Source organism: Eisenbergiella sp. OF01-20 (genome assembly GCF_003478085.1).
Classification (GTDB): Bacteria; Bacillota; Clostridia; order Lachnospirales; family Lachnospiraceae; genus Eisenbergiella.
Genome location: NZ_QUES01000043.1, coordinates 1 through 17,915, shown reverse-complemented (window position 1 = coordinate 17,915; position 17,915 = coordinate 1). Strand labels below are relative to the sequence as shown.

Annotated in this window: 17 protein-coding genes; 4 read left to right on the top strand and 13 right to left on the bottom strand. The window is 49.7% G+C overall.

Annotated elements, in window-relative coordinates; all coding sequences use genetic code 11:
• Positions 1 to 543 precede the first annotated feature (543 nt).
• Both DXA36_RS28630 and DXA36_RS28625 read left to right on the top strand, forming a co-directional pair.
• Complete coding sequence (locus DXA36_RS28630) at positions 544 to 888, top strand: virulence RhuM family protein (protein ID WP_118682688.1); 345 nt, start codon at positions 544 to 546, stop codon at positions 886 to 888.
• A gap of 54 nt (positions 889 to 942) precedes the next feature.
• Positions 943 to 1,146 carry a hypothetical protein gene (locus DXA36_RS28625; RefSeq protein ID WP_118682687.1) on the top strand — a complete coding sequence of 68 codons (204 nt, stop codon included), beginning with the start codon at positions 943 to 945 and terminating at the stop codon, positions 1,144 to 1,146.
• On the opposite strand, the gene DXA36_RS28620 is transcribed toward DXA36_RS28625, so the two are convergent.
• The 3 genes from DXA36_RS28620 to codB all read right to left on the bottom strand — a co-directional run bounded on the left by DXA36_RS28620 (position 1,143) and on the right by codB (position 4,982).
• Entirely contained in the window at positions 1,143 to 2,411 is a 1,269-nt protein-coding gene (locus DXA36_RS28620) for a uracil-xanthine permease family protein (RefSeq protein WP_118682686.1), read from the bottom strand. The two genes, DXA36_RS28625 and DXA36_RS28620, sit on opposite strands and share 4 nt — an antisense overlap.
• 81 nt (positions 2,412 to 2,492) lie before the next feature.
• Complete coding sequence (codA, locus tag DXA36_RS28615) at positions 2,493 to 3,728, bottom strand: cytosine deaminase (RefSeq protein WP_118682685.1); 1,236 nt, start codon at positions 3,726 to 3,728, stop codon at positions 2,493 to 2,495.
• A gap of 3 nt (positions 3,729 to 3,731) precedes the next feature.
• Complete coding sequence (gene codB, locus DXA36_RS28610) at positions 3,732 to 4,982, bottom strand: cytosine permease (protein WP_118682684.1); 1,251 nt, start codon at positions 4,980 to 4,982, stop codon at positions 3,732 to 3,734.
• 268 nt (positions 4,983 to 5,250) lie between these two features.
• Here codB and DXA36_RS28605 point away from each other — a divergent pair, with 268 nt between their 5' ends.
• Positions 5,251 to 6,012 carry a DUF6062 family protein gene (locus tag DXA36_RS28605; RefSeq protein WP_118682683.1) on the top strand — a complete coding sequence of 254 codons (762 nt, stop codon included), beginning with the start codon at positions 5,251 to 5,253 and terminating at the stop codon, positions 6,010 to 6,012.
• A 244-nt stretch (positions 6,013 to 6,256) separates the two neighbouring features.
• Here the strand turns inward: DXA36_RS28605 and DXA36_RS28600 are convergent, their stop codons facing one another.
• Positions 6,257 to 6,529 carry a type II toxin-antitoxin system RelE/ParE family toxin gene (locus tag DXA36_RS28600; RefSeq protein WP_118682682.1) on the bottom strand — a complete coding sequence of 91 codons (273 nt, stop codon included), beginning with the start codon at positions 6,527 to 6,529 and terminating at the stop codon, positions 6,257 to 6,259.
• The gene (locus tag DXA36_RS28595) at positions 6,522 to 6,788 is read right to left on the bottom strand and encodes a type II toxin-antitoxin system RelB/DinJ family antitoxin (protein WP_118682681.1); all 267 of its coding nucleotides are present in this window, start codon (positions 6,786 to 6,788) and stop codon (positions 6,522 to 6,524) included. Before DXA36_RS28595 ends, DXA36_RS28600 begins: the two co-directional genes overlap by 8 nt.
• A gap of 254 nt (positions 6,789 to 7,042) precedes the next feature.
• On the opposite strand from DXA36_RS28595, the gene DXA36_RS28590 reads away from it, so the two are divergent.
• Positions 7,043 to 7,336, top strand: coding sequence for a hypothetical protein (locus DXA36_RS28590; protein WP_118682680.1), 294 nt, complete (start codon positions 7,043 to 7,045; stop codon positions 7,334 to 7,336).
• A 73-nt stretch (positions 7,337 to 7,409) separates the two neighbouring features.
• Here DXA36_RS28590 and DXA36_RS34460 read toward each other — a convergent pair whose 3' ends face one another.
• From DXA36_RS34460 to DXA36_RS28545, 8 genes are all read right to left on the bottom strand, one after another.
• The gene (locus tag DXA36_RS34460; protein ID WP_118682679.1) at positions 7,410 to 7,547 is read right to left on the bottom strand and encodes a helix-turn-helix domain-containing protein; all 138 of its coding nucleotides are present in this window, start codon (positions 7,545 to 7,547) and stop codon (positions 7,410 to 7,412) included.
• 237 nt (positions 7,548 to 7,784) lie between these two features.
• Entirely contained in the window at positions 7,785 to 8,396 is a 612-nt protein-coding gene (locus DXA36_RS28580) for a hypothetical protein (protein ID WP_147366657.1), read from the bottom strand.
• A 156-nt stretch (positions 8,397 to 8,552) separates the two neighbouring features.
• Positions 8,553 to 11,423, bottom strand: a complete 2,871-nt coding sequence (locus DXA36_RS28570; protein WP_118682676.1) for an alpha-L-rhamnosidase — start codon at positions 11,421 to 11,423, stop codon at positions 8,553 to 8,555.
• A 28-nt stretch (positions 11,424 to 11,451) separates the two neighbouring features.
• Positions 11,452 to 12,324, bottom strand: coding sequence for a carbohydrate ABC transporter permease (locus tag DXA36_RS28565; RefSeq protein WP_118682711.1), 873 nt, complete (start codon positions 12,322 to 12,324; stop codon positions 11,452 to 11,454).
• Between the two features lie 23 nt (positions 12,325 to 12,347).
• Positions 12,348 to 13,283: an ABC transporter permease gene (locus DXA36_RS28560; RefSeq protein WP_118682675.1), complete on the bottom strand. Its 936-nt coding sequence runs from the start codon at positions 13,281 to 13,283 to the stop codon at positions 12,348 to 12,350.
• Positions 13,284 to 13,638: 355 nt separating this feature from the next.
• Complete coding sequence (locus DXA36_RS28555; RefSeq protein WP_118682674.1) at positions 13,639 to 15,330, bottom strand: extracellular solute-binding protein; 1,692 nt, start codon at positions 15,328 to 15,330, stop codon at positions 13,639 to 13,641.
• Between the two features lie 280 nt (positions 15,331 to 15,610).
• Positions 15,611 to 16,648 carry an AraC family transcriptional regulator gene (locus DXA36_RS28550; protein WP_118682673.1) on the bottom strand — a complete coding sequence of 346 codons (1,038 nt, stop codon included), beginning with the start codon at positions 16,646 to 16,648 and terminating at the stop codon, positions 15,611 to 15,613.
• Between the two features lie 27 nt (positions 16,649 to 16,675).
• Positions 16,676 to 17,764, bottom strand: a complete 1,089-nt coding sequence (locus DXA36_RS28545; RefSeq protein WP_118682672.1) for an AraC family transcriptional regulator — start codon at positions 17,762 to 17,764, stop codon at positions 16,676 to 16,678.
• Between the last annotated feature and the right edge of the window lie 151 nt (positions 17,765 to 17,915).

Here is a 17,915-nt window from a genome sequence, read left to right as displayed (position 1 = left end):
TTTTTTCCGTATTCCTTCGGTTTGGGATACCCGTTTGACTGGCCCCAGTATAAAGCGCCTCTGCCTGCCTTTTCAACTGCCAGAAAATTCTCCGGCGCACAAAATGTTCTTCCAGGCTTTCCGGAACATTTTGTACATTGCGGAACATTTTGTAATTTTGGATGCTCATAAACAGTTAAAAATATTATTGTATTTCAGACAGTTTTGTGATAGGCTGAACATAAGCATAAACTTCTGTGAATCTGGGCTTTTTGCCGTCTTTCTTCTATTTCTATTCAGAGACTCTATGCTTATAATCCATTGAAACAGGCAGGAGCCATCTGGAAGAAAAGGAAATATGGCATTCCCTTTCCGCTGCTTCCTGCAACCATTGCAAAAGAAAGGAGCAGTTAATGGGCGAAACACAAAAAGAACGATATGTCGTAAGAAATCACAAGGATACTGTATTCCGGTTGGAAGTTGAGGGGTTGTTTGTTAGGCCCGAAAATATGATTGGTAATGACTTGCTTGAGTCTTAACATAGCGAGAGGAATAATAAACTATATGAATAGTGAACATGAAATTGTACTATATCAGGTAGATAACACAAATATTTGTGTTAGTGTCTATTATAAGGATGAGACATTTTGGCTATCGCAAAAAGTCATGGCAGAGTTGTTTGATTGCAGCACAGATAACATTTCTCTGCACTTGAAAAATATATTTCATGAAGAAGAATTAGATGAGACGGCAACTACCGAGATTTTCTCGGTAGTTCAAAGAGAAGGGACACGTGATGTCACTCGAAAGGTAAAATGCTACAATTTGGATGCGATAATTGCAGTAGGATATCGTGTGAATTCTAAAAAGGCAACCCGCTTTCGTCGGATGCATCTGAAAAGAAAGTGACCTCACTGGATCTGGAATGAGTTTTTAGCCGCACAAAGGGCGGAGGTTATAGCTATGTCGATTTTTGAATATAACGAAGAAGAAGAAATGAAAAAAATCCGTGCCGCAGAATACAGTGTCGGATGGCAGGCTGCCAGGATAAGCCGGGAAATGTTCAAGTCAAAAACCCCGCCATCATCGGCGGGGTTTTTGACTGCTCTATATCCTTTTCCCGCTCTTAACGCAGGAGAAAGTTCCGTATGCAGGACGTTTACTTAACTCAGCACGCTGTCCTCGCCTTCCGGAAGAATAAATGCCAGAATAATTCCCACCACGGCTGCCAGGGCCAGGCCGGAAATGGTAACGGCTCCGTATACCGGGATGCTGTCACAGCCGATACCCAGGACAAGGATGATCGCAGCCACCAGCAGGTTACGGCTGTTGCCGAAGTTCAGCCGGGAATTAATGAGGATACGCACGCCTACCGCGGAAATCATACCGTAGAGCACGATACTGATACCGCCGGTAACCGGGGAAGGAATACTGGTAATAAAGCCTCCGAATTTACCGAAAATACCGAGAATCATGGCAAATACCGCCGCAATGCGGATTACGGAAGGGTCATATACCTTGGTCACGGCGAGGACACCTGTGTTTTCCCCGTAGGTAGTGTTGGCGGGTCCGCCCAGGATACCGGCCAGGGCGGTGGCAAGGCCGTCTCCCAGGATTGTCCTGTGAACGCCGGGATCCACCATGAAGTTCTTGCCAACAACGGCACCGTTGGTGGTAATATCCCCCACGTGTTCAATCATGGTTACCAGCGCGATAGGCGCAATAGCCAGGATAGCATCCGGTTTGAACTGCGGGATGCAAAGCAGCTGGGATACGATATCCTTGTCCATAAAGGAAAGGAAATGAGCCTCCCTGACAGCGGTGAAATCACAGAAGCCAAGGGGCAGGCAGACCAGATAGCCCGCAATGATGGCGAACAGGATAGGCATCAGGTTAAAGATACCCTTTGCAAAAATGGAAACACAGATTACCACGGTGAGAATCACTACCGTAACCAGTACAGCCTTCAGGCTGAATTCTCCGTTATAATAAAATGCACTGTTAATTGCCGTGCTGCTCAGACGCAGCCCGATGACAATGATGATCGGACCCGTTACGATAGGGGGCAGCAGTTTATTTACCTTTTCATATCCGAAAATCTTAATCAGGCCGGCAAAAAGTACATAAACAAGACCGGCAATAATCAGCGCGCCTTTCACGGCCGCCAGCTTGTCCAGGAAATCGGGATCTCCCATTCTGGAGTCCCCGATAATTGCCATGATACCTGCCATAAAAGCGAAGCTGGAGCCCAGGAAAACGGGCACCTTTTTCTTTGTGATCCAGTGGAACAGCAATGTGCCCAGGCCGGCACAGAACAGTGTGATCGAGGTATTCAGCCCTGTCAATGCCGGAACCAGTACGGTGGCGCCGAACATGGCCAGGGTATGCTGAATGCCCAGAATCAGCTTTTGCCTCGTGGTCTTTTCACCCATAATTACATTTCCTCCTCATAAGTAAATTTACGTTACATTTGATTATTCAAAAGCCGCTTTGGCTCTTTGACTGGTGCGGTGTCAAAAACAGATTTCCGTCTGTGCCGGAATGGTTTTTGTCAGCAATTTCCCCTTTCGGAAGGAATAGAGGATTTCACTCTTTTTGTTCAGGACGTTGTAAAAGTTATCCCCGTTAAGAATAATGAAATCCGCCGGATTTTTTTCCCGGATTCCATAGCTGCCTCCCAAATGCAGGGTTTTGGCGGCATTATAGGTAATGAGCTTATAGGAATTCATGATGTCCTCATAACCCATCATCTGGCATACATGCAGGCCCATGAACACCGTATCCCGCATATTCCCGGTTCCCAGCGGGTACCAGGGGTCAAAAACATCATCATGACCAAAGGATACATTCAGCCCGGCCTCCAGCAGTTCCTTCACTCTTGTGACCCCCCGGCGTTTGGGATAGGTATCCGCCCGTCCCTGCAGATGGGTATTCACCAGCGGATTTGCCACAAAATTGATCCGGCTCATTTTTAACAGGCGCATCAGCCGGTTCACATAAGCATTATTATAGGAATGCATAGCCGTGGTATGGCTTGCCGTAACTTTATCAGACAGTTCCATCTCATAGGCCCTTGCCGCCAGCGTTTCCAGCCCTCTGGAGGCCTCGTCATCGATTTCATCACAGTGCACATCCACCAGCCGGTCATACCGGTATGCCAGATCCATGGCAAAATTCAGGGATTCCACGCTGTATTCCCGCGTAAACTCAAAATGGGGGATGGCGCCCACACAGTCGGCACCCATCTTTACCGCATTTTCCATCAGTTCTTTTCCATGGGGATAGCTCAAAATGCCTTCCTGGGGAAACGCAACCACCTGAATGGTAATTTCGTCCTTCAGTTCCTCCCGAAGCTCCAGCATGGCCTCCATAGCCACCAGTGTGGGATCCGTCACATCCACATGGGTCCTTACAAACTGAACCCCGTTTGCCGCCTGCATACGGATAGCTTTTCCTGCACGATCCTTTACATCCTGTCTGGTAAGCTTCTCTTTTCTTTTACTCCAGCACTCGATTCCTTCAAACAAAGTACCGGACATGTTCCATTCCGGATCCCCCGCGGTCAGACAGGTATCCAGATGCACATGGGACTCAATAAAAGGAGGCAGGATCATGCAGCCGGTCCCGTCGATAACCTCTTCTCCCGGCAGCGCCGAAAGCCCCTGCGCGATTGTTTCAAAAACACCGTCCGATACCCGGATATCCGTACAGTCCTCCCCGTTCTCCAGATGAATATTTGTAATCAGCATTTGTCAGTTTCCTTTCCTATTTACCGCTTCTCCCGCCAGATAACAGATACAGGCCACAGCCATGCCGTTAATGGACGCGATTCCAAAAGGTACCACATTGGCAACCACCGCGCCCAGTACTACGCCCGCAATGGCAAACCAGTTCACCTCCAGCGTATTTTCCTTATCCTGTGCATAATCCGCCTTATGGCAGAAGAATCCCAGAATGAGAATCGCCCCAACCGGAGGCAGGGTGCAGTTAAGGATGTTCAGCCAGCCGGTAAAATTGTTGTACAGCCAGATGGCGGTAATGGTCCCCAGCGCACCGGAAATCAGAACCAGCGGGCTTTTCTTGATCTTCGTAATGTTGGACAGGCCAAGCCCTGCGGAATACAGCGCGTTGTCATTGGTTGTCCAGATATTCAGCCCCAGTACAATGATAGCAAATACGGTGAGGTTCAGCGCGATCATAACCTCAAAAATATCGTTTCCGCCCACATACACCCCGCTGAAGGCGCCGAAGGAGAACATCAGGCTGTTGCCCAGGAAAAAGGCGATTATGGTCGTCCAGACAGCCGCCCCCGGCGTCTTGGCAAAACGGGCAAAATTCGGGGTGGCCGTACCGCCGCTGACGAAGGAACCGATAACCATGCCTGCGCCGGTTATCATACTCAGCCCCTGGCTTTCCGCAAATTTATCCGTCAGGCTGGCGTCGCCCGTGCGCACGGCAATAACCATAGCCGCAATTCCCAGCATGGCGATCAGAGGGACGGAAATATAGCTGACGATAGTCATGGCCCGGATTCCGAAAAAAGCGGATCCCGTCATACAGATCCCGGCGGCAGCCACAAGCAGCGGCACCATCCATGGCTTATCCGGTGCGAGGAGCCTGGCAACAGGGATAGCGAACATTGCCACGCCCACGCCGAACCATCCTATCTGTGTGAAGCTGATCAGCGCGGAAGGCAGGTAAGACCCCTTTTTACCAAAAGAATGCTGGGCCAGCAAATCCATGGACAATCCGGTTTTACAGCCAACATAGGCCAGTAATGCCGTATAAATACCAAGAATTGCGCCGCCCAGCAGCAACGATCCGATAAAACCATTGAAATCAAGTCCGGCCCCCAGCTCCTGGCCGGTCCACATGCTTGCCGAAAAAAAAGTGAACCCCAGCATAATCATGAACATCGTCACGATATTCCGGCGGGCATGCCCCGGAACGGGCATCAGAGAATAATCCGCATCAACTTTACCTTTTTGTTCCTTTGTGCTCAAGTCTTTCTCTCCTCTCCTGTCTTTTCCCACGTTTCAGGGTAGCTTTCCCCAAAAAATTCTTTTCCATAAATAGTACCATATCCGGCGATAGTTAACAACGGTAAATTTTGTGGAAAGCGTATTAATTTTTTTGTGGGAAATGGCGAAAAATATGGCTGGGGGTGTAGATGAAAAGTGAGTGCCGCCCCCATCAGGAAACTCTGATTGTAATCTTTCACCTGATCCGATACAATAGATAAAAGACACGGATTCCGGAGGAAGAGTGAAAATGAAAGAAAAACTATATACCATCCCTTTAAATGATGCCATGAATGCAGAGGACGAATGCCCCTTCTGTTTTATCGAACGGAATGTGGAGCAGGATATCATGGATTACGTACTCGGTTCCTGCGCTTCCTATATGGAAAGCGACACAAGGGAGGCCACGGACAAGGCCGGCTTCTGCCGGATACATTACAAGAAAATGTTTGATTACGGCAACACCCTTGGAAACGGCTGGATCCTCAAGACCCATTACAAAAAGCTCATCGCGGAAATGAAGGAGCAGTTTTCTCATTTTACACCGGGCAAAACTTCCCTTATGGACAAGCTGAAGGGAAAGCCCTCCGAAGCCAATCCCATTGCCTCCTGGGTGGCGGAAAAAGAAAAAACCTGTTATATCTGCGACTTTTTTACAAAGGAATACGCCCGCTACATGGATACCTTTTTCTACCTATATAAAAACGATGATGCCTTTAGGGAGAAACTCAAAAAAAGCAAAGGCTTCTGCCTTCACCATTTCGGCGACTTATGCAGCCATGCGGACTCCCATCTGAATGATGCGGAGAAAAAAGACTTCTATCCGGTGGTATTACATCTCATGGAAGAAAACATGGAACGTGTCTCGGGGGATGTGGACTGGCTGATAGAGAAATTTGACTACCGCAATAAGGATGCGGACTGGAAAAATTCCAAAGATGCAGTGCAGAGGGGAATGCAGAAGATCAAGGGCGGATATCCGGGGGATCCGGTATATAAAATGAATAAATGAATACAGGGAAGCCGGCCGGGATGCGGACAGGAAGATCCAAAAGGAAAGAGCCCAAACAGGGTCGTAGCGGCCAGCACTACTGCCACCTCAGTGGCAATCACGGTTTTCTGCCTATAAATATCTGATCTACAATAGTATTTCGTCCCTCTTTTCCGGTTAAAGATCTTTCCATCGCTTTACTGGATAGGGCAATCTAAACGTCGGTATAGAAGCGCCCCGGACCGTGATGGGTTCGGGGCGTGTTTCAAAACAAGTCGCTGTGGGTTCCGGTTCTGGTTAATGACAAGGTCAAAATCTCCTGCTCAATTTTATAGATAAGCAACCAGTCAGCAGTGATGTGGCATTCTTTGTGCCCTTCGTAATTACCGGTTAGATTATGATCTTTAAACTTGGGCGGCAACGGCTGTTCGCTGCATAAAATCTCTAAAACATCTTGCAGTAGTTGAGGATTATACCCACGTTTGATAATCGTTTTATAATCCTTCTTAAATTTAGTTGAATATCTTACGTCAAGCATTTAAGTCCTCCATCAGTTCCGTAACACTATGGAAAGACTTGCTAAGATTGCGCCCGTGATTTACGTCATCAATCGCAGCTAAAGTTTCGGCGTTGGGAACATCAAGAGCTACCTCAAACGGGATTCTTTGCTGCCGCACCATTGTTTTTGCAAAAATATTGAAAGCCGTTGTCATATTTAATCCGAGTTCGTTGCAAAGACGGTCGAATTGTAGCTTTAAGTTGTCATCCATGCGGATATTGATATTTGTTTGAGCCATTTAATTTCCTCCTTTCTCTTTGTGTATATTATGCCACTTTTTATTTACACTGTCAACACAATGCAAATAAAATTATTTACAACACTAACAGTACACAAAGTTATGTGGCATATTGCATGCCCATAATTCACAAATTCCTTCCCGGTTCATATAGATATCCAGCTTTCGTATTCTTTGTCTTTGGCAACAGAACCTTTTTTGTACTCACCCTACCACATTGTGCGGAAAAAAACAGAGGGGAACCGGGCCCCATATTGGAAAACTTAAAAACCGATTCTTCCCTGTATGTCAGAAGAAGTGTGGCAAATAATCTGAATGACATTTCCAAAACCCATCCGGATCTCGTAATGGATCTTGCAGAGAAGTGGTATGGAAAAAATGATAGCACTGACTGGATTCTGCGGCCAACAGCTGTTTCCATTGGAGAAGATATTCTTTTTTCTTTTACGGTTTTGGCTGAAAGCGACATAAAAGCCAGAATAGAATATGGGATCGATTATGTGAAAGCATATGCGAAGTGGAGTAAATGTATTTATGGGAGGATATAAAGAAGGGCGGCAGCCCGGTTCGGAGGGATCCGGTTCCGGGACTGTCGCCCTTTTGGACGAGGACAGAACTCAGTCAGCTTCTAAGCCGGGTTTCCCGGTATTTTCCGGGAGTAATGCCGACAACGCCGCTGAATTTTCTTATAAAGCTGGAGGAGTTGACGAACCCTATTTCCTTTACAATTGCTTCAACAGTGAGATCCGTGTCAACCAAAAGCTGCTTGCCAAGCCGATCCGCTGTGTATTGATATACTTCAGAACGATAATCCCATACTTTTCCTTAAAAATACGGCACAGATAGGAGGCGGATACACCGAATTCATGAGACATGCCGGTGATGGAAAGCTGCTGGTTTTGCAGATTGCCGTCAATATAATCCTGAATCCGTTCTACGATAGATAGGGATTCCTGGCGCTTCGGTGTTCCTCTTTCATGAGAAGTTCATCCTTCATTATAGAGCAGATGAACGGAAACGGGGAAAGTAGTTTCGTATCTGCTGATAGAAACGGCTGCCGTTATCCTCTTCCATATGGTACAGGTTTTTTCCATCGTCCTTGAGGCTCCGGCCTCTTATTTTCTGGGACGCCTGCATGTAGGAAATGGAAACAAGACTGAGCTGCGGATATATTGTTCCGAACCCTATGGTGGCCGTAATGCTGAATCGCTGTGTAAACCGGTCCTGGAGCCCGGCCAAAAACGGCTGATAGAGCAAGATATCATCTTTGTCCAGTGTCAGCATCAAATCGATCTGATTGGAATCCCTCCCTTCAATGGCATAGAGGGTAATTCCCTCTCGGGAAGAGGCTTCCAGAAAGGAAAGATATTCCTGAGCCGTCAGTTCCTTCCCTTCCCCGGAACCGTCTATCAGATATATGATACCGGCAGTCCTCCCTATGGGTATCCGTCCGTGGATCGCTTTCTGGAGGAGGGGTTTTCCGTTTTTCCGTCTGTTTTTATGGATCCGGATCAGGCGGGTCATATGCCGGGTTACATGGTGGAAGCGCAGTATATCGCAGAAAAGCTGCATTATCCGGGAAAAATAGGAGGTGTGCTGTGTACGCACTGGGATGCCTTTGACGAAGAACGGAAGCGGTATCTGTTGAAAGGTATCAGGGAGGAGGAGCCGCTACGTCCCTGTTTGGGCTCTTTCCTTTCGGATCTTCCTGTCCGCATCCCGGCCGGCTTCCGCCCCGTATTGTACCGCCGCTGCTTCTTGCTTTCATTCGTTACGTTCACAGTGTATCAAGGTTGATGCTTCGTTGCCTGCGGCGGGGTATTTGACTTCCCACCTGTAGCTCCCGGACGGCACACCGGAAACTGTCAGATAACCGTCACCTGTTTTTTCATATCCCCGGAATTCCTCCCCGTCCAGATAACAGCATTTCCCTTCCTCATAAGGCAGGCAGACATCCGCCTGCGCTCCGACAGGGATATCCGTACGCATAATAAGCGAATTCCCCTCCCTGCGGCATTCCAGCCTGACGTTCCCCCGTACGGTAAAAAGGGAGCCTTCCACCCGGTTTATCTTTGCATGCAGCCATGGGCGGATCCTGAGCCGGCGATATCCCGGTTCCAGGGGCATGATCCCCAGCACGGACCGGCACAGCCACTCCTTCACATGGCCCATCATGGCGTGGTTTCGGGAACGTCCCAGCCCGTTCCACAGCTCGGTATAGTTCCAGTATTCCGGCAATGTGGTAAGCCCCTGCTCCACATGATGCCTGTAGCTGGGAGCTGTGGGGTTCATGACCATGCGGTAAACCGTCTCATTTTCCCCATAGGAGGCCAGCGCATGAAATACCTGTTTCAGTCCCACTTCCCCGCAGGAGAGATGATCCTCCCGTGCGGCCACCGCCTTCAGCAGGCCGCGCAGGGCTTCTTCCCTATTCTCCGGCTTCCCTATACCGGAAAACAGAACACAGCCATAGCTGGCCTGGCTTTTGTTTCCATAACTTTCCTCTTCAGGTTGCCAGCATTCCCTGTCTCCATAAAAACCGGCCCTTATCCGCTCCGCCATTTCCAGATAATGTCCTTTAGCTTCCTGTTCGTCCAGAACATCCGCAATTTCTGCCATGGTTATAGCCTGGAGATAAAAAGCACAGGTCGCCACAAGAGACACCGGTGTATTTTCATGCAGCTGCCCCCACTCCCCCATCTGGGCATACCCTTTCAGCACACCGTTCACGGACTGCCGCTCCAGATGAGCCACATAGGCCTGCATCATTGTGAAATTCTGCCGCAGGATTTCCTCGTCACCGTATTCCATGTAATAATACCAGGGAGTCATCACACAGGCGCCTCCCCAGTTAGGATCCTTGAACAATCCGCCGATCCGGAAATACTCCGGTGCGATTCCCGGCACAAAACCTTCTTCCTCCGTCTCCCGGTTTGCAAACCGGTCAAAAGCAAAACCCGGATATCTCCGGCGGTCCGCCTCCGTCAGTTCTTCCCCGACGGATTCTGCCGTAACCTGGGAATCCTGCATATCGTACATGATTTTCGGGATCCAGCTGCGGATATCATAGCCGGCTGCTATGGAGGAAAACATCAGCTGCGTGGTTTCCAGCCAGCCCAGCTTTTCTATCTGCGGACAGTCTGTAAAGCTGAACATCATGTTGCTTTCAATGGAACGGTCCGTCATGCGGCTGATCGCATTCAGTATGGCATTGTCCGTTTCAAAATCCGAATGCTTCTCATTCATCAGTCTTACGGCGCAGCCTTCGAAATTCTGCGTCCCGGGTATCCCGGGGAATCCGCTCACTTCCGCGTATTGGAAGCCATGATAACAAAAATGGGGATGCCATTGTTCACTGCCTGTCCCCGCGATGATATAGCTGTCCTTCACCCTGCATCGATACAGGGTGTCACAGCTTTGGGTACAGGAGGCCTGATCCACACCGCTGCCATCCGCCTTTTGCACCTCCCCCGGATACAGTTCTATCTTCCGTCCCGCATACGCTTCCGTGTCATGCAGCTTCAGGCGGATAAAACCGGCGCTGTTTTTTCCCATATCCACAAGCCAGTTTCCGTTGGGAAGCCTGGTCACGCTTTTTGCAGGCCAGCTTTCCCAGATGCGGACCGGCGGGAATTCCCTCGCCGCAAGTTTTCCCCGGGGAGGCTCCATCCGTACCGCATTCTGCCAGCTTCCGGTATCCCCCGCTGGCGTATTCCAGCCTTTCTCCCGCAGGGCTTTCAAAGCATCATAGTCCTCTCCTCCATACCAGTTCTGGAACGTCACCGGGCTTTCCCCGATTTTCCAGGTCTCGCCGCTGACGGCTGCGGTTTCCACGGTCCCGTCCGTCAGCGTAAGCTCCACCTGGGCAAGCAGCTTTTTGTCGCCGCAGATCCCTTTCTTCAGGAAAATGGTATCCTCCTTCTGGTATCTGTGTTTTTCCGATAAGGTACCGTCCGCTTTTTTCATAACCGGATCCACGGCAAAATTCACATACTGCCCGTTTCCCAGCGTCACGCCCAGAACATTCCTCCCCTCCCTCAGAAAAGGCGTAATGTCATAGGTCACATAATATACCCTGCGGTTAAAGGAACTTTCTCCCGGCTCATACAGGTTTTCCGAAAGCGGTTCCCCGTTCATCTCCGCCCGGAACAGCCCCAGGCCGCTGATATAAAGCCTGGCTTTTTTCACCCGGCCGCACAATGGCGCCGTAAACGGCCCGGCAACCGCCAGGGCCGCGGATTTATCTCCCGCAAAAGCATCCCCCTGCCCTATCCATCCGGCTTTCCAATCCGTTTCCTCCAGCAGGCCCATTTCAAAAAAGGCGGGCCTGCTCCAGTCCGATTCAAGTCCCCACGCATCCCATACCTTAGCCTTCCAGAATACCTCCTGCCTGGAGCGCAGCGGCTTTCCTTCATAACGAATGGCATAATTCCGTCCGGTTTCCATCTTTCCGCTGTCCCACAGATCCGCCTTCCCTTCTTCCAGCAGCTCCGCCCGGGAAGCGGCAAGTATCCGGCAGGCGGTCTGCCTGTCCCCTCTTTTTCCCGAATGCAGGGAATAGCTGAAGCAAGGGGCCGTACATCCCAGGCCGATGGGATTCTTTATATTTTGCGTCAATAGTGTTGTAAGTTTCATAGGTAACCTCTTTTCCCGGTATGTATATTCATCCCTTTACGGAACCCACTGTCATTCCCTTTACAAAGTATTTCTGGGCAAAAGGATATATCAGCATGATCGGGATCAGCGCAATAAAAATCTGCGCACAGCGGATCGTCCTGTCATCCACCAGGGAAAGCTCCCGTATCTGCTCCATGCTCAAAAGGCTCATATCCCTCTGTACCACCACCGTATACAGAAAAGAGGCAAGCGGATAGCTTTCCGGGAAATTGGAAAAAATCAGTCCGTCGAAATAGCTGTTCCAATGGGTAATGAAACAGAAAAGGGTAAGCGTGGCAATCGACGGCTTGGCACAGGGCACATATATCCGGAAGCAGGTCTGGAACTGGTTGGCGCCGTCTATCAGCGCCGCTTCCTCCAGTTCACGGGGAATGCCGCGGAAGAAATTCAGCATGAGCACAATGTTGTACACCGGAACCGCCATCGGCAGAATCAGCGCCCAGATTGTATCCATCAGATGCAGATTCTGTATTAACAGATAACCGGGGATGAGACCGCCGGAAAAAAGCATCGTGAAGAAGAAAATCCAGGAATAAAAGCTGCGCAGCCTCAGCTGTGTCCGTTCCTTGGATAACGGATAAGCCACCAGAATCGTCAGCAGCATGGAAAAGGGGACCCCGATCCCTACCCTCTCCACCGATTTCAGCAGAGAATTCCAGAAATCCTTTTTTCCTATGACATAGCTGTAGGCATAGGTATTGAATTCCACCGGCAGGACGGAAACCTTCCCCGCCGCCACTGCCGTGGCGCTGGAAAAGGACATAGCCAGGATATTCAGCAGCGGAAACAGGCACAAAGCCGACAAAAGGATCAGTACGGTATAATTAATTATCTGAAAGACAAGACGTCCCTTAGTCATTTTTTTCAATGTTGTGCCCTCCCTTAAAAGATCCGGTAATCTGCAAACCGATAGGCAAGCCAGTAGGAAACCGAAATGAACATGGTTGATATGATCGACTTAAACAGCCCCACCGCCGTAGCCGGCCCGTACTGGGCATCGATAAGGCCCAGGCGGTATACAAAGGTATCCAGGATATCCCCGGATTCATACACCGCTTTGCTGTAAAGGTTGAAGATCTGGTCAAAACCCGCATTCAGCACATTTCCCAGACTGAGTACCATCATCAGCACGATGATCATCCGCATGCCCGGAAGGGTTACATGCCATACTTGCTTCCAGCGGTTGGCTCCGTCTATCTGCGCCGCTTCATACAGATCCGTGTCTATTCCCAGAATGGCGGCCAGATAAACAATGGCCCCGTATCCGAAATTTTTCCAGATATCCGTCACGATCAGGGTTGGCTTGAAATAACGGTTGTCTCCCAGGAAAAAAACGCTTTTTCCCCCCAGCGCCGTAAGTATTTGGTTGACAATACCGGAGCTGGGCGAAAGCATATCCAGAAAAATACCGCCCAAAACCACCCAGGACAAAAAATAAGGCAGATACACGATGGTCTGCACGGTTCTCTTAAAGCCGCTGCGATTCACTTCATTCAGCAGCAGTGCAAAAATGATAGGTACCGCCAGCCCCAGAAGGATTTTCCAGAAAGCGATGACTATGGTATTTTTCAGCGCCTGATCAAAACCAGGCAGGCTGAACACATAAGTGAAGTTCCCCAGCCCCACCCACTGCTGGTCTCCGAACATCCCCTTGCTCGGAATAAACTTTTGGAAAGCGATAATCAGCCCTGCCATAGGGGTATAGCTGAAAACGGCTACCAGGATGAGTCCCGGAAGCAGCATCAGATGCAGCGGCAGCTCCCTCTTAAAAACAGCGACGGTATATTTGCTTTTTCCTTTTTTCTTTGCTGAAGCCATACGGTTCCTCCCACACCACACATAAAAATGGTTCTTTTTTATAACGCAAACATCGCAGGAACCAAATGGCCTCCCTCCCGCTGCCGGCGCGTCGTGTCCGGGATTGAAAAGGAATTTTTTTCAGTCATTTCAGACCATGGAGAGGAGACCGATCAAGTGTGTCAGCCTCACCTGACACACTTGATGCCCTCGGGCTCATCGGAATGTACGGTCTGACTGACTGAAAAAAATCCTTTTCAATCCCGGACACGACGCGCCGGCAGCGGGAGGGAGGCCATTTGGCTCCTGCGATGTTTGCGTTTGTAACTATTCAGTCAGGCCAGCGCACTTGCCGCGCTGGCCGTAAGAAAGAGATTTAAGAGTACCATTCGTTCACTTCGTCCGTCATCTCCTGACCGCCTGCCGTTTTCCACTGTTCCACCACGGAATCAAAAGAATCCAGAGGCTCCTGGCCGGCGATGATTTTGATGAACACCTGATCCAGCATATCATCCAGCGTGGTTTTCTTCGTGGTCATAATCTCACCGGGAGCGCCGAAGAACTGATCATATACCAATTCCACATTGCTGTCGTTCTGATAGGACATCAGCTGCTGCTGAGAGCCGTCCGCCCCGAATACACGGTTCCATCCCCAAAGCTGGGTATCTCCGTTCTGCGCCTTATAGCTGTATTCCCACATGCTGTACTGTTCCCCGGTAAGCTCGCCGGGATCGCCGGTTTTTAAAGGCTCTTCAATCGCCTTTGCCGTAACCTGGTTTTTATTAGGGCTGTTGATGGTTACCGGGGTAAGCCTCCATACACCCTCCAGCCCGTCCCCGGGATTGGCATATACCGCATACTCATTCTTTTCGGGATCCAGCACTTTTTCACAATATAAGTTCAGCATCTCAACCAAAGCTTCCGGATGGGCACAGTCCTTGCTTACCGCATACCAGTTTGCCGTACACATATGGATACCGGGTTTGATGGTATCGCCCGCATTCTTTACAGGCAGCGCATAGGGGCGCCAGTCCGCTTCCGGATCGGCATCCACCACATCCTGCAGCGGCCACAGGGAGCCTGCATGATAGCCGTACATAGCCCCGCATTTTCCGCTGACAAGCGCTTCCTTTGCCTTGTCATTGTCGTTTACATAAAATTCCGGATCAAGTAGCCCCTCCTGGAAAAGCTCCGCAAGGCTTCCCAGCGCCTCCTTCATTTCCGGAGTGGTACTGCCGTATACCAGCTTTCCGCTTCCGTCATCAATCCAATATTTGGGATAGGCCCCATAGGCGTTGCACCAGCCCTTGATATCAAAATTGTTGCCGTAAATATCGGAGCTGAGTGCCAGACCCGATCCGCCGCTGCCGGCATGCTCCTTGAACGCTGCCAGGATGTTTTTGAGTTCCTCCAGTGTTTCCGGTGCCTCCAGCCCCAGCTCGTCCAGCCAGTCCTGGCGCAGCCAAAGCATCTGTGCCGTCTCAATATCACAGTCCACATAGGGAATCCCGTACTGCACGCCGTCATAGGTACATGCCTGAATCGCAGCATCCCCGCCCGCCGCAATCAATTCCTTGACAAAATCACTGGCGTACTCGTCAAAATAAGGTTTCATATCCACCACCAGACCGGCTTCCACAAGCTGCTTTAAGTCTGTCTTATTCACACATACGATATCCGGAATCGTACCTGCCGCCATAGCCGCATTGAATTTCTGCGTCTGAAGCTCTGCGCTGGAGGCAATCCACAGATATTTCACATCATAGCCAAGCCTTTCCGCGATCAAATCCGTCCAGAGATTATCCTCATAGCTGGCCCCTTCCATTCTTGCAAAAATATCCGTTTCCATCAGCGAATCCTGCGCCCTGCTGAAGGTGATCGGAACCAGTCCGCTGCCGTCCTCCCCGGATGCTTCCTCCCCGCCAGCTGCCGTGCTTCCCTGGTTTTCCGTGGTCCGGCCCGCGTTATCCGCCGCCGCCGGCGTGTCCGCTCCTTTCCCCGCACAGCCTGCCAGCAATGTCACCGACATCGCGGCAGCCATAACAATTGCCATCATTTTTTTAGCCATTTTCATTCCCTCCTTGTAATTTTCACAACATAGTCCCCTTTTAATAAAGTACAATTTGTATGTTTTGTGTGTTTCTATTATATATTTCTAACATCTCTATATCACTCTATACAAAACTTGCTTTATATGACCTTTTCTGCCCGTTTCACACTGCCGTTCCTGAAAAGTATCATGTGGGATCCGGATCAAAAAAAAGCACGGTAACTAATTCTTACCGTGCCTTCCATCCATATTCTGTTCCCGTCACTGTTCCCCCCTTACCGTTACCTGTTCTTTTCCTTCAGATAAGGATTTCCTCGTTTTTTCGGAACTCCAACGGTGTTTTCCCAAAGTGCTCCCGGAAACTCCTGTAAAAATTATTCATGTTGCTGTAGCCTGTCTCCTCCATGATCCTTTCCATGCTGAGTTTGGTACCCCGCAGCAGTTCCACGGCTTTGCGCAGGCGCAGATCACGGAGGAGGTACCGGTAGGTATACCCGCTTTCTTTCACGATATACCGTTTCAGATCCGTTTCACTCATATGGAACTGCAGACTCAGCTCATCGAGGGTTATTGTCTTAAGGCTGCTGCGCATTGACTGGATAATGGCAGGCAGCACATATACCTCGTCCGTCAGTTCCTCCTTCAAATGCAGTTCCTGCAGATGCTCCCGCATGACAATCCCCAGAAATATACAGGCGCCGCTTTTCATCAGCAGGTTGCTGGCATGCTGCCCTCTGGCCGACTCATCCATCATTTTTTCCACCCAGCGGTCCAGCTTCGCATCGTTGCTGCATACAAATACCAGCACCCGGTTGCTGTGCTTGGTATAGAGTATTTTCCAGAAAAAATCCGCCAGGATATTCTGTTCCATCAGAATCCCGGAAAAAGCGTTGGAAAAAGAGCTTACACGCATCAGGATATTGATGATCACATCCTCGTCATGTCCGGAAAAAACCGTATGCCGGATACCCGGCGTGATGATGCAGAAATTACCCGACTGCAGCTCATATTTTTCATCATTCAAATACAAAGTAACCCTCCCCCGGTATACATAGATAATCTTAATAAACTCCAGCCGGTGAAGGAACGGCGGGCAGTACCGGAGGTGATTAAAGCATACCACCTCTTTCACATTTTCCGTAAAAAAATCCGACTCGGTAAGAACCGTGCCCATCCGTGAAGGCGCCTCTGTGGGTATCTCACGGATACCGGCCTTATGATAACGGCGCACCAGCTCGTCCCAGTCCGTTACCGGCTGTTCCCAAAGCTCCCTGCACCGCCTGTATAAGCTTTTATAAACGATCTCTTCCTTTCCCAATCCGTCACTGAGATTCATTTGATTCCTCCTGCCGTCCTCTACTCCTTAATAAGTCCGCATAAATTCCGCCTGCCCCTTTTTCTTGCGGTATACAAGCGGTGTTAACCCATATATAGCTTTAAAATTCCTGTAAAAATTACTTTGATCCGTATATCCCACCAACGCTATGATCTTCTCTATGTTACATTCCGTCTTAAGCAGCAGCTCCGCCGCACTTTTCATCTTCATTTCCATTATTAAATGGCTGAAAGAAGCGCCGGTTTCCCTGCGGAAATAGCGGCTTAAATACCCTTCACTCACATAGAACTCACGGGCCAGTGATGCCAGGGAAACGCTGTCCAGATGGGTTTTCATATACAGCAGGTACCGGGCGAGGGGATATTGTCCCCTGTCCCCTTTTTTCTTTAACCGGACCACATCCTTTTCATCCCACCGCATAATATAAGCGAAAATAGACATCATCATGCTTTTTATCACCAGACGGCTCTTGACCGGCTGAAGCACCGCCTCCTCATAAAGTTCCATCACACTTTCTTCCAGCAGAACGTCCGGGCTGCTGGAAAACAACAGCACCTCCCCTCCCGGCTTGTGATACAGCATTTTCCAGAAAAAATCGGCAATACTTCCCCCGTCATTCGTTTCCAGCAGTTCCCAGAAGGATTCGGCAAAGGTGCTTCTGCGGATCAGCAGATTCAGCACGATATCCTCATCGGCGCAGGAAAATACGGTCTGCTCCACACCCGGCGCCACAATACAGGCATTGCCCTCCGTCATTTTAATCCAGTGCCCGTCGATAAAAAATCGGCAGCTTCCCCGGAATGCATAAATAATTTTAATAAATTCCAGCTTATGCAGAAAGGCAGGGCAGTACCTGGCATTGATAATGACATTGACCTCTCCCCACATTTCCCGGGAAAAATATTCCTCTTCCGTAAAAAAGGCGGCAATAGGCGTGGGCGGCTCGGAAGGAAGCCGCCGCCCATCCCCTCCGTCCGCCCCGGCAAAGCGGGAACAGAATTCCTCCCAGCTTTCCACGGGTTTTTCAAACGCGGCCGGCCGGTAAAAATACAGTTCCCGGTATAAATCATTTTCATTTATAGGTTCAAACTGCTGCAGAAATTCTTCCCGGTTCATATGGATATCCCGCTTTCGTATTCTTTGTCTTTGGCGTTAAGCCCTTTTTTGTACCCATCATACCACAGTGTGCGAAAAAAAACAGGGGGAACCTGGCGGGGTGCAGATAAAAAAGTATGGCGTCCCCCGGGCCTGCTTCCCTGTGCGGCCA

Coding starts and splice junctions, on each gene's coding strand:
- DXA36_RS28630 (WP_118682688.1), top strand. CDS start 544: ATGAATAGTGAACATGAAATTGTACTATATCAGGTAGATAACACAAAT.
- DXA36_RS28625 (WP_118682687.1), top strand. CDS start 943: ATGTCGATTTTTGAATATAACGAAGAAGAAGAAATGAAAAAAATCCGT.
- DXA36_RS28620 (WP_118682686.1), bottom strand. CDS start 2,411: ATGGGTGAAAAGACCACGAGGCAAAAGCTGATTCTGGGCATTCAGCAT.
- codA (WP_118682685.1), bottom strand. CDS start 3,728: ATGCTGATTACAAATATTCATCTGGAGAACGGGGAGGACTGTACGGAT.
- DXA36_RS28605 (WP_118682683.1), top strand. CDS start 5,251: ATGAAAGAAAAACTATATACCATCCCTTTAAATGATGCCATGAATGCA.
- DXA36_RS28600 (WP_118682682.1), bottom strand. CDS start 6,529: ATGCTTGACGTAAGATATTCAACTAAATTTAAGAAGGATTATAAAACG.
- DXA36_RS28595 (WP_118682681.1), bottom strand. CDS start 6,788: ATGGCTCAAACAAATATCAATATCCGCATGGATGACAACTTAAAGCTA.
- DXA36_RS28570 (WP_118682676.1), bottom strand. CDS start 11,423: ATGAAACTTACAACACTATTGACGCAAAATATAAAGAATCCCATCGGC.
- DXA36_RS28565 (WP_118682711.1), bottom strand. CDS start 12,324: ATGACTAAGGGACGTCTTGTCTTTCAGATAATTAATTATACCGTACTG.
- DXA36_RS28560 (WP_118682675.1), bottom strand. CDS start 13,283: ATGGCTTCAGCAAAGAAAAAAGGAAAAAGCAAATATACCGTCGCTGTT.
- DXA36_RS28555 (WP_118682674.1), bottom strand. CDS start 15,330: ATGGCTAAAAAAATGATGGCAATTGTTATGGCTGCCGCGATGTCGGTG.
- DXA36_RS28550 (WP_118682673.1), bottom strand. CDS start 16,648: ATGAATCTCAGTGACGGATTGGGAAAGGAAGAGATCGTTTATAAAAGC.
- DXA36_RS28545 (WP_118682672.1), bottom strand. CDS start 17,764: ATGAACCGGGAAGAATTTCTGCAGCAGTTTGAACCTATAAATGAAAAT.